The sequence below is a fragment of the Nostoc sp. genome (genome assembly GCF_036916575.1).
Lineage (GTDB): Bacteria > Cyanobacteriota > Cyanobacteriia > Cyanobacteriales > Nostocaceae > Nostoc.
This window is the reverse complement of sequence record NZ_JBALGC010000045.1, coordinates 35,871-47,586: the sequence shown is the minus strand read 5'-3', so window position 1 is coordinate 47,586 and position 11,716 is coordinate 35,871. Positions and strand designations below refer to the sequence as shown.

The 11,716-nt window shown below is 40.9% G+C and carries 9 protein-coding genes; 7 read left to right on the top strand and 2 right to left on the bottom strand.

Annotated features, from left to right (window positions below; genetic code table 11):
* The first annotated feature begins 132 nt into the window (after window positions 1-132).
* From V7L29_RS11565 to V7L29_RS11550, 4 genes are all read left to right on the top strand, one after another.
* A complete protein-coding gene (locus tag V7L29_RS11565; RefSeq protein WP_334735546.1) occupies window positions 133-750 on the top strand; it encodes a DUF7925 domain-containing protein in 618 nt (205 codons plus the stop codon).
* Window positions 751-1,431: 681 nt separating this feature from the next.
* Entirely contained in the window at window positions 1,432-3,270 is a 1,839-nt protein-coding gene (locus V7L29_RS11560; protein ID WP_334735545.1) for a bifunctional serine/threonine-protein kinase/formylglycine-generating enzyme family protein, read from the top strand.
* Between the two features lie 27 nt (window positions 3,271-3,297).
* A complete protein-coding gene (locus V7L29_RS11555) occupies window positions 3,298-3,759 on the top strand; it encodes a hypothetical protein (protein ID WP_334693352.1) in 462 nt (153 codons plus the stop codon).
* Between the two features lie 939 nt (window positions 3,760-4,698).
* On the top strand, window positions 4,699-5,373 hold the full coding sequence (locus V7L29_RS11550; protein ID WP_334693353.1) for a hypothetical protein: 675 nt from the start codon (window positions 4,699-4,701) through the stop codon (window positions 5,371-5,373).
* On the opposite strand, the gene V7L29_RS11545 is transcribed toward V7L29_RS11550, so the two are convergent.
* Window positions 5,360-6,901: a phytoene desaturase family protein gene (locus V7L29_RS11545; RefSeq protein WP_334693354.1), complete on the bottom strand. Its 1,542-nt coding sequence runs from the start codon at window positions 6,899-6,901 to the stop codon at window positions 5,360-5,362. The two genes, V7L29_RS11550 and V7L29_RS11545, sit on opposite strands and share 14 nt — an antisense overlap.
* A gap of 801 nt (window positions 6,902-7,702) precedes the next feature.
* Between V7L29_RS11545 and V7L29_RS11540 the strand changes: the two genes are divergently transcribed.
* The 3 genes from V7L29_RS11540 (at window position 7,703) to V7L29_RS11530 (ending at window position 11,174) form a co-directional block, all read left to right on the top strand.
* Complete coding sequence (locus V7L29_RS11540; protein ID WP_334692234.1) at window positions 7,703-8,551, top strand: prohibitin family protein; 849 nt, start codon at window positions 7,703-7,705, stop codon at window positions 8,549-8,551.
* Between the two features lie 205 nt (window positions 8,552-8,756).
* Window positions 8,757-9,173: a DUF1824 family protein gene (locus V7L29_RS11535; RefSeq protein ID WP_334735544.1), complete on the top strand. Its 417-nt coding sequence runs from the start codon at window positions 8,757-8,759 to the stop codon at window positions 9,171-9,173.
* Between the two features lie 72 nt (window positions 9,174-9,245).
* Window positions 9,246-11,174 (top strand): ABC-F family ATP-binding cassette domain-containing protein, encoded by a 1,929-nt coding sequence (locus tag V7L29_RS11530; RefSeq protein ID WP_334735543.1) that lies wholly within the window; start codon window positions 9,246-9,248, stop codon window positions 11,172-11,174.
* A gap of 152 nt (window positions 11,175-11,326) precedes the next feature.
* Here the strand turns inward: V7L29_RS11530 and V7L29_RS11525 are convergent, their stop codons facing one another.
* Window positions 11,327-11,680: a hypothetical protein gene (locus V7L29_RS11525; protein WP_334735542.1), complete on the bottom strand. Its 354-nt coding sequence runs from the start codon at window positions 11,678-11,680 to the stop codon at window positions 11,327-11,329.
* Window positions 11,681-11,716 lie beyond the last annotated feature (36 nt).

Here is an 11,716-nt window from a genome sequence, read left to right as displayed (position 1 = left end):
CACTTATTTGCCTAAAAAACCCTCACTTGATATTTATCCTAAAGACTTACCGGCCCTTCCTCCTGCCGTTTTTTAGTTCATCGAACTCACGTTAATTCAGATGTAACAGCAGGAGAAACGGCAGGCATACCGTTGAATGGAGAACGAGAGGCTAGTGCTATACAAACAACTACCATCTCTGCAACTCCACAGGCCTTTGCTAAAGTCTTAAAAGTTCGTTCTGGGTATTCAGATTCCGGTACACCCAACAATCTGGGTGATGATAAGTTGACCTACGATTTGAGTCTAAAAATTGATTCCACAAGTCCCGCAGGTAGTACAGGATTAACTCCCGCAAATTTGGTAGGTACAAATATCAATGTAGATGCGCTGATTGGTGCCAAAATTTTGGTATCTGATGCCATTCCCGTAAATACTCACTTAGCGAGTGTAGTTACCCCTCCTACAGGTTGGAGTGTTGTTTACACAGTGACGCCTACAGTAGTGACAGCAAACAATGCCCTTTGGACTAGTATTGTACCCGTTGACTTAACATTGGTAACTCGTGTTGGATTTGTTAAATCTGGCACTCTTACTGCCGGGACAACAGTAAATGGATTATCCTTCCAAGTGGTGACAAATGGAGTTCTGACTTCCACAGCCACGATTTCTAATATTGCTCAGAGCTTTGGTCAAACTCAAGGTGATGCATTCAATCAGCTAGTTTATGATGAGTCATTAATACTGCAATTGATCCTGCTGGAATTGTAACTTATCTAAATTTGGGAGTAGCTGTAACGGATGCGATTGGCGTTAATATTACCACCTATATAGACACAATTGTTGGGCCACTTCAACCTGGACAGTCTGGAACATTTAGTTTTCAACGTAAGGTCAATTAAGTTATCTGATATAGCGATTATCATTTGAATCAGGTACACGGGTAAGGTAGCACATCTGTGCTACCCTACTATGTTCATTTGGTTCTTTGCGAACTTTTTTGGATAGTGAACAAGAGCTATATTAAAATGCAGGGTGTGTTACGGCAAGCCTAATGCACCAATATCAGTTTAATTCAGGGTTTAAATCCTCTTATGTAACTCTTTTAAATTTTGAATTTTAAATTTTTAATTTGGAATTGTTAACTAATTTTCGGGCTTGAAGTCCCCCGCTTCTAAAAGCAGCAAGTTTTGTGGTAGGTTTAAATCACTATCACAAAACTTAATAAGGAATTACGTTAGCGTAGGGGGACATACTCCTACGGAGAAGCAAGCTACGCGCAGCGTCTCGTAGAAAAGCCCATTACGAATTATTTTAATCATCCTTCTATCCTCATGGGAAAGATAGTTTTTAAGCACATATAAAAAGTTCCGTGTTCGCTTCTCTACATAACTGTTTTCAATTAGATAATATTGGGGCTAACTTTGGAGAAGATGCTATTTCCCCCTGATTATGCAAATCTGCCAAAATCCTAATTGCTCAAATCCATTCAACTCTGATAGCAATAGATTTTGCGTGAGTTGCGGACAAAGCAACTTTGGCAAACTTCTCAGAAACCGTTACCGCGTAATGAGACTCTTAGGTGAAGGTGGGTTTAGTAGAACTTATGCTACAGAAGATGTAGACAGACTAAATGCGCCTTGCGTCATCAAGCAATTTTTCCCACAATTTCAGGGAACAGGACAACGCACTAAAGCAGCAGAATTTTTTAAAGAAGAGGCTTTCCGGTTGTATGAACTGGGAGAAAATCATACCCAAATTCCCAGATTACTAGCTTATTTTGAACAAGGTACTAGCTTGTATCTTGTGCAAGAATTTATTCAAGGAAAAACTCTCTTACAAGAAGTTCAGCAACAAATCTATGGTGAAGAACAAATTTGGGAACTTTTAGCTGATTTATTGCCAGTTCTGAAATTCATTCATACTCATAATGTCATTCATCGGGATATCAAACCAGAAAATATTATCCGCCGTGCAAGTGATGAAAAACCCGTATTAATTGACTTTGGCGGTGCTAAACAGGTAACACAAACCAGTATAGGAAGACAAGCTACAGTAATTTATACCCTTGGTTATGCCCCAACAGAACAAATGGCTGGATTTGCTTGTCACGCCAGTGATTTGTATGCTTTGGGTGTAACTTGCGTGCGTCTTTTAACTCAATGTTTGCCTTTGCAGGATGCTTCTGGGCAGATTAATGATCCTATTTATGATGCAATGAATGCTAAGTGGTTGTGGCGCGAACGGTTACAGAAAAAAGGTATTACTATCAGCGACGACTTAGGGAAAATTTTAGATAAATTACTAAAACACCTACCGAGTGAAAGGTATCAAACAGCAGTAGAAGTTATCAATGATTTGAAGTTTACAACAGTGAATATTGAACCTGTTGCCCTAAAAATTGTTTCGATGTCTCAACCTATATTACCGCCGCTACTACAAAAAGTAATAGTACCATTACACTCCTTAGAAACCTTTGAGTTTGACGTAGTGACAGTAGACACAGGTGGTAGAGAAGTAAACCGCGTTAGCTGCAATGCAAACTTCTTTGCCGAAGAATTGGGTAAGTCTGTCACATTAGAAATGGTATCGATTCCTGGTGGTACTTACATGATGGGTTCACCAGAGTTTGAAGGAGATGCTGACGAACGTCCTCAACATCAAGTTACTGTTGAACCATTTTTTATGGGGAAATTTCCCGTAACTCAAGCACAGTGGAGAATAGTGGCAGCTTTACCCAAAGTCAAACAAGCTTTAAATCCCCATCCATCGAAATTCAAAGGTCTAGATAGACCAGTCGAAAATGTATCTTGGTATGAGGCTGTAGAATTTTGTCTCAGGCTATCAGAAAAAACTGGACGCGACTATCGTTTACCGAGTGAAGCTGAATGGGAATATGCTTGTCGGGCTGGAACTATAACGTCCTTCCACTTTGGCGAAACAATTACCTCTGAGTTAGTAAGCTACGCTGTGGAACCAAAAAGCAAATTCCGTAAACAAACAACAAACGTCGGTAGTTTTGAAGTCGCCAACGCCTTTGGATTGTACGATATGCACGGGCTAGTTTGGGAATGGTGTGTTGATTCGTGGCACAACAATTACAACGACGCACCCTTAGATGGAACAGCTTGGGAAGTTGGCGGTGATATTCATCGCCGGGTGCTACGCGGTGGTTCTTGGAGTTTCAGTGCAGAACTTTGTCGCAGCGCCAGTCGTAGCTGGAATGAGTCAGACGGTGGACTGAGGATTTGTGGCTTTAGAGTAGTATTTTCTGTAGAGGAGATTATTTAGCAATTTCATTCAAAGTCTGTATAAATTATGAACGACAGAATTGAGAAAGGTGACATAGTACTTATAAATAAAAGTGGAAAATACCACAAGCAAGTGGGTGAAGTAAGTGAGATTGATTACAATGTTTTCTTGGTAAAAATAGTATTAGTAAAGTTAGGTAATCAAGAAGAAACCTTTGAAGAAAAAGATTTACAATTACAAACTAAAAAGCCGAGCCTGCAAGAAGTCATTGCATCAATAGACAAAATTATAGAACAAGTTAACCAGATTGTCCACTTGCCGATAAAAGAGAAAGTAGAGTTACCTAACCGTCTGAAATATCTTAAATTAGATATTCCTAAACTAGATAAGCAGTTGATTCAAAAAAACTTCGACAGTATAGATAAAATACTCGCAACAACAAGAGAAGCAGACTCCTCAGCAAGCTTTTGGCAGGAAATAGTTCCTAATTTGGAGAAAATAAGCTGGTGGATTAGAACAAGTCTGTGAATCAACAACAGGACTTACGCACAGGTAACGGAAAATCGAACCGCAGAGGACGCAGAGGACACGGAGAAATAAGAGTTTCAGAGAGTTCTTGCGTAAGTCCTAAACAAGTAACTCGGCAAGAATAAATCAATCTATAGCAATCCGATTTGATTTTTCAAAAAATCTAAGTATTCTCTCGTTCCCGGACTCTGGCTGGGAATGCCAATTGGCAAGGTGGTTTCTATACAAGCAGAGAAAAACTAAAATTAGGTTTCAAAGCCTCTCCCCCCGTGGGTGAGAGGTTTGGAGAGGGGTAAAAAGCCATGTCACAAAACGATAAATCAAGACTTATATATTTTTCTCTTTTCCTATGAAACCACCCTGGCTGGGAATACCAATTGGGGGGCTACTGCCTCCTGAATTGCGGCAGAGCCGCTTCTAATGCATTTACAGCCTCTGGCTGTAAATGATAATTTTATCTGGTGTTTTGGCTTAAGTTGACACGCATAAGCATTGCTGTGCCCCTACCAACGTATTTATATCATTATTAAAGTGAAACGGGGTATAAGACAGTGCTTCACCTCTTAACCTAAACTTATCAATAATTAAAGGTAAAACTTATATTTGACCAAATCCTAATTGTTAGGTTTAAAGCTAAACAATTTGAATTGGACATAATTAAACTTAACTGGATTTTTTCATCTTTTATCCATAATGCCTTATGCCTCATACATTATGCTCCATCCTGAGCAGTGATATTTATTTTTACCCACCTATTTAACTTGATATTTGTAATTATACAACTTACATAAATGTAGTAATTTGACGGTTACTTTATATAAAGTTTATAAAAATGTTTGTTAATATTCTGAAGTATTTTTTTAGCGCTAATCTCCAAGTTTTTAGATGAAAAAATGGCGCTTTTTTAGATAAAATAAACTACGAATACAAGGAGTGTATATGCGTTTTTACCAGTTTACAGGGATTCTTGGTTGTACCACAGCAGCTTTTATATCAATTGCACCCATACAGGTAGAAGCTGCTACTTTTCAAGTGATATCTGGAGTCACCAGCATTGATCGTGACCACGAGGATATTCTTAAAAGTATCGGGCTAAACTTGACAGGTACTAATAATACGATCGCACCGATTCCCAGCAATTATTGGGTTGGCTTCAACATCGACCCAGCCACCAACTTTAGATTCAGTGACGAAGGCGGTTTTACTCCGCTCTCTGGTACAATCGAGCATACTGGTACTATTACTTTCAATAATCAAATAACTCTTGGTAACTTTTCAATAGGTTTGGCTCCGGGACGTACTGTCACAGGTGGCAGCGGATTTGTTTTAAGAGACACATTTTCTTTAAAAACAATTTTGTTTGATTTAAGTATTCCGGGACCTGTGGCATTTGATGGTCAAAATTTAACCATTCCTGATGTTAAATTATTGATTTCTCCAGAGTTTGCGACTATACTGCAAAAGCCTAACTTGACAGGTTTGTTTGCTGGAACTGCACGAATTGATGCTGAAGTTGCTGCCGTACCCGAACCTGACAGTGTACTAGCAGTTTTGGCAGCAGGTGCGGCTCTGTTGGCAACTAGATTTTATACTCAAAAAATTAAATGCACCTAATATCCTGAAGCATAGCTAAATGCTTATTAACAGGTGCAAGTGTATTCGCAGCAATCATCCCACTGGCGGCGACTGCTGGTAAACCAATGCCGGGAAATGTCGAGTCTCCACAGCACATCAGTCCTGGTAGAGGTGTGCTGGGGCCAGGAAACATACTAGATCCAGCCGGAATTGCTGGACCGTAGGAACCTTGGTGACGGCGGAGATAACGCTCGTGGGTTAGAGGTGTACCAACAAGTGTGACTTCGCAACGAGAGCGAATATCTGGAATGATCCGCTGTAGCGCTTGCCACATTACTTCTGCACGCGATCGCTTTTGTTCGGCGTATTCTTGGTTCCTTCTATCCATTCCTTGCCAGATAGCATATGGCTCATTACCAGGAGTATACACATGAATCACGTGCTTACCTGTTGGTGCTAAGGATGGGTCGAGAGTTGAAGGGATTGATATCACCACAACATTCTGAGGTGCTGTAACGCCCAATTCCCAGTTATTGACTACGATGTAATGACACCGCAAATTTGACTGTAATCCTTGAGCATCAATGCCTAGATGTAGATGCATGAAGCTATCACACTCAGGTGTAGCCTGTCGTTTGCTGCGGTACTGTTTAAGTATTGCCTTTTCTGGTAGTAGCTTCAGTGTGTCCCAAACCGATGCATTAGAAATCACTGCCCGACGCGCCCGAATTTCTTGGCGATCGCGCAGACGCACACCCACCGCGCGATTACCTTCTACAAGCACTTGCTCCACATGAGCGCCCAGTATCAGCTTTCCACCGTGACGCTCCAATCCTTGTACAAGGGTGTCAACTAAAGCACCACTACCACCAATTGGATATTCAAGTACTGCATCTGGTCGATACCAGTCCGCAAACATAAATGCTACCTCTGCGGCGCTAGTACCATCTGCTGGCAATCCAGAAAGCAGAAAACATAGCAAATTGAGCCAATTTCGGGTAAATGGATCTTTAATAACACCATTCATAATCCGGCTGAAAGGGCCCGTCAGCTTGATGATATTCGCAACATGTTTTGTCAGAGATGGGACAAACGGGCCCACAGTTCTAGCTGCACCAAAGTCAAAGCGTAATGCTGCTGGTGGTATAGAAGTTGCTGCACTAGCGAATGGTTCCATAACGCGTTGGAGTTCCTGCCATTCGGCTACAGCATCATCACCCCGGAATTTCATCAGCACTTCACGAAATTGCTCGGCACCAACTGAGGTGTCAAAATCACCTTCTGGTAGACAACAACCCCAAGTATCGTAGGTTACGCATGGTAATCCAGAACCAATTGCATCTAACACTTGTCGCAAAGGGTTGGCAGAGGGGCTGTAAGACAGTCCAGAGTAGAGGGATGGGCCAGAGTCAAATTTGAAACCATTGCGCTCAAAAGCATGGGCAGCGCCTCCAGCAATGGAGTGGCTTTCGCAGACTATCACATCAAAGCCATACCGTGCCAAAAGAGCAGCACAACTTAAACCGCCAATACCGCTACCAATGACAACTACATCTGTAATTTGCATATCCCTTATGTTTGCAACGATGGTTTTCAAGGTTTGCTAACTCCAGGGTTAGCACATCTCAAACCCTATTGACAGGGGGATTCTAGCACAAGGGAAGAGTTTGGCAGAGCCGTCATCAACACAGAAACCATCTACTAGACATCTCCAGAAAAGAATGTAGAGATGCTAAATTTCGTGTCTCTACAAGGGTTTGAGTGAACGCATAATTAATTTTCCTAGATGTCTACTGTTCATTCATAGAATAAGTAGTCGCCAGCCAAATTTGTTTACGATACTGGTGTTCATACTCAAGCAAGCGCTGGAGAGGATGCGTTGAATGTTTACGCCTTGTTGATACCCAATGAGATTTTAATCCAGTAGCCACGGCTTTTTGCGGTTTCGTGCAACTGATATTACCACAAAACAAAGTTTTGAGTCCTGAGTTCTGAGTTTAAAGATGAAAGATTTGATTCAGACAGACTAATGAGAAACTTAAAATAGTAACTAAGTTTACTCAAGTCAACAGCAAAACTTTTTACTTAGCACTGGGCACTATGAACTAAGGACTAGTACAGTTCGGCGGAAGTCAAAAGTCACGCATAATTGTATTCCGGGCTTTTGCACCATTTGAAATGGTGAACCAGCGCTGCGGGAGGGTTTCCCTCCACAGGCGACTGGTGAACCCGAAGGGTATGTTTATTTACGCCGCGTTGTACTAGAGACTAGGGAACAGAGAAGGAAGACAAGTAAAAAAATAATAACTCTTAATGACTAATGACTAATGACTAATGACTAATGACTAACTTACATGGAGAAAGGAATTTGAAAAATCAGCAATTGGGAAATTGGCAAACCACAGTTTTAGGAATTGTGTTAGCAATACTAGTGATTCTCGGACTAAATTCCTTTGTCATTATTAACCCTGGACAAGCAGGAGTGATCAGCATCTTGGGTAAAGCTAGAGATGGCGCTTTATTAGAAGGAATTCACGTGAAACCGCCTTTTATCTCCGTGATAGATGTGTATGATTTGACGGTGCAAAAGTTTGAAGTGCCAGCGGAGAGTTCTACTAAGGATTTGCAAAATTTATCTGCGAGATTTGCGATCAACTTTCGCCTCGATCCCATACAGGTAGTTGAAGTTAGAAGGAAACAAGGAACCTTAGCAAATATTGTATCGAAAATCATTGCACCTCAGACACAAGAAGCATTTAAAATTGCCGCAGCCAGAAGAACCGTAGAAGAAGCAATTACCAAAAGAAGTGAATTGAAAGAAGACTTTGATAATGCCTTAGGCGATCGCTTAGACAAATATGGGATAATTGTGTTAGATACTAGCGTAGTTGACTTAGCGTTCTCACCAGAATTTGCCAGAGCAGTGGAAGAAAAACAAATTGCTGAACAGCGGGCGCAAAGAGCCGTTTATGTAGCACGGGAAGCTGAACAAGAAGCACAAGCAGATGTGAATCGCGCTAAAGGTAAGGCAGAAGCTCAAAGACTCTTAGCAGAGACACTCAAAGCCCAAGGAGGACAATTAGTTCTACAAAAAGAAGCAATTGAAGCTTGGAAGACTGGCGGCGCTCAAATGCCAAAAGTCCTCGTTATGGGTGGTGACTCAAAAAGCGGCGTCCCCTTTATGTTCAACCTTGGGAATGTACAAAATCAACCGTAATAAGCGACTGGGAATTGAGGATTAGGGACTGGACATTAGATAACAACCTCCAAAATTATAGAATTTGCTCTGACACCAGACAAATTTTACTACACTTGGACGATTGCCAATCCAAAATCTCAAATCTAAAATCCCAAATGGTAGAAATTGGGCTAGTCCCAACTCAAACACAACAGAAAAACTTACAAGATAATAAACGAAGTTTATGTCAACCCCCAATCCTCAGAATCTCACTGCTGAAGAAGCAAAAAAATTACTGAACAAATTCAACTGTTTAGACATCGCGCCTGTGCTCAAGCCATCAGAAAAAGTAGTAATTCGTAATGCCTTAATTTTGCTCACCAAACTTGCTGATTATCAAATTTTAGGAATTTGTGCTGATACAGCAGAAGAAGGAATACTAGCTATGAAAACCTATTCTCTGGCTTTGGGTTATGAACCACCAAATAATTTACTTACACCTGAAGGGCCAGTTTATATCAAATTAAATGGCAAAAATGGCTTGTGTTATCTCGATTCCTATGATGGTCATCATCGTGGAGTATTAGTGTCTTGCCAGTCTGACGACGAAGAGGGAATCAACGAGATGTATGGACATTTACCCTTGGATTTATTTGTATAGAATTCAGCGAATGTAGGTAGGGCATAGGACTTGCCTACTCACTAATGAAAAATAGTTAATGACTTACATCTAATGAGTATTATTACGCTTCAATCAGTAAAAAAAGACTTTGGCATCAAGGAAATTTTAAAAGATGCTAGCTTTAGCCTAGATGCTACCGATAAAGTTGGTTTAATTGGTACTAATGGTTCTGGTAAATCAACCTTATTAAAAATGATCGCAGGTCTAGAATCGATTGATAGTGGTCAAATTTTAGTTAACTCTGGTTCTAAAATTATTTACTTATCCCAGCAGCCAGATTTAGATGAAAATCACACAGTTTTAGAGCAAGTTTTTGCCGACAGTGGCGAACACATGGCTTTGGTGCGTGAGTATGAAGAACTCTCAGATAAATTGGCTCACTATCCAGATGATAGCCAATTGATGTCTCGCCTTTCTGTGGTGATGCAACGGATGGATACGAGTGGTGCTTGGGAACTCGAAACTAATGCCAAAATCATCCTCACAAAATTAGGAATTTCTGACTTTAACGCCAAAATAGGCACTTTATCTGGAGGCTATCGCAAACGTATTGCCCTAGCATCAGCGTTGCTAGCAGAACCCGATATTTTGCTCATGGATGAGCCGACAAACCATCTCGACGCTCTTTCTGTAGAATGGTTACAAAGTTATTTAAATCGCTATCGCGGTGCGCTTTTTCTCATCACCCACGATCGCTACTTTTTAGATCGCGTTACCAATCGGATTATCGAAATCGACCGAGGCGACATTTACACCTATACAGGTAACTATTCATATTACCTGGAAAAGAAAGCCTTAGCTGAAGAATCTGCTGTAAGTAGTCAACGTAAACACCAAGGCTTGTTGCGGCGCGAGTTAGAATGGCTTAAAAAAGGGCCGAAAGCCAGAAGTACTAAGCAAAAAGCTAGAATTGACCGCGCTCATGCTCTGCGGGATACTGAGTTTAAACAAGTTCAAGGTAAAGTTGATATTTCTACAGTTGGTCGTCGCATTGGCAAAAAAGTTATTGAATTAGATAACATTTCTAAGGCATACAATGGACGCACCTTAATTAAGAATTTTACCTACGAATTTAGCCCAGAAGACCGCATCGGCATCATCGGCGCTAATGGTGCAGGTAAATCCACTTTAATGGATATGATTACTGGGCGGGTTAAGCCAGATTCTGGCATTGCAGAAATTGGTACTACGATTCACATCGGTTATTTTGACCAGCATTCTGAAGAATTGCTCACAGCCTTAAACGAAAATCAGCGCGTGATTGACTATATCAAAGAAGAAGGAGAATTTGTCAAAATTACCGATGGTACTCAAATTACTGCTTCGCAAATGTTAGAGCGGTTTCTGTTTCCTGGTAATCAGCAGTATGCCCCAATTCATAAACTTTCTGGTGGGGAAAAAAGACGTTTATTTCTGTTGCGGGTTTTGATGAGTGCGCCCAATGTCTTGATTTTAGATGAACCGACAAATGATTTAGATGTCCAGACATTGGCGGTATTAGAGGATTATTTAGAAGATTTTGCCGGGTGTGTAATTGTAGTTTCTCACGATCGCTACTTTCTAGATCGCACCATCGACACAGTATTTTCCTTTGAAGAAGGCGGTAATCTCCGGCAATATCCAGGTAATTACTCAGTTTATCTAGACTATAAGAAGGCTGAAGAAGCACAGCAACAAGCTGCTACTACTAAAGATAAGCCCAAAAATGCCGAAGTCCAAAATGGTGCGGCTTCAGCCAAAAATGTCGAGAATACAAAGCGGCGTAGATTATCCAATTGGGAAAAAAAAGAATTTGAGCAGTTGGAAGATAAAATTGCTCAGTTAGAAGCTGAGAAAGCAGAAACCGAGAAAACACTAGCGAATGTTTCACCGGGGAATTATAGCCAAGTGCAGAAATTGTATGAACAAGTGGAAACGCTCAAGCAAGCGATCGATGTGGCGACTGAACGCTGGTTAGAATTGGCTGAGATGGAGTCTTGATTTTTTTACATGATGTGAATTAAGACAACAGACGCGATGAATCGCCGTCTCTACAATAATCAGTCTTTCGTAGAGACGGCAATTCATCGCGTCTATGTGATGATTTATTCAGCGTAGGTGCGTTACGGTGTTCCGTTAACACACCTACCACTTCATCTTTTACTTTTGAGCTTTGGAGAATCGTTTTTCTCCCTTTTATCCTGCAAGCTACGGATTTTAACCAGCACTGAAATATATTGTTGAATCATCCAAATCAACGCCTCAATGGATGAGTTACCTTGGTCAATTAGGCTTTTAGCTTGTAAACCAATCAAGAATAGTTGCATTGCTAGCAACAAAGCAATGGTTTTACTGAGAAGATTTTGACGCTTACCTTGCATTTGTTTGTACCCCAAAGAGTTGATAGATACAGGTTCTCTTTGGGGTTGTGTCCCTAAGCAAATACCCCAAGGTAGCTGAAAATGCCTTAGAATCTGGATTACATGAGTTTGGGGTGGTAGTTTCAATATGGGGTAGCCTCAAACTTCTTACTCAATTTGGAT

Excerpts from the sequence above, each read along its gene's own strand:
- V7L29_RS11530 (WP_334735543.1), top strand. The coding sequence starts at position 9,246 with ATGAGTATTATTACGCTTCAATCAGTAAAAAAAGACTTTGGCATCAAG.
- V7L29_RS11560 (WP_334735545.1), top strand. The coding sequence starts at position 1,432 with ATGCAAATCTGCCAAAATCCTAATTGCTCAAATCCATTCAACTCTGAT.
- V7L29_RS11550 (WP_334693353.1), top strand. The coding sequence starts at position 4,699 with ATGCGTTTTTACCAGTTTACAGGGATTCTTGGTTGTACCACAGCAGCT.
- V7L29_RS11535 (WP_334735544.1), top strand. The coding sequence starts at position 8,757 with ATGTCAACCCCCAATCCTCAGAATCTCACTGCTGAAGAAGCAAAAAAA.
- V7L29_RS11555 (WP_334693352.1), top strand. The coding sequence starts at position 3,298 with ATGAACGACAGAATTGAGAAAGGTGACATAGTACTTATAAATAAAAGT.
- V7L29_RS11545 (WP_334693354.1), bottom strand. The coding sequence starts at position 6,901 with ATGCAAATTACAGATGTAGTTGTCATTGGTAGCGGTATTGGCGGTTTA.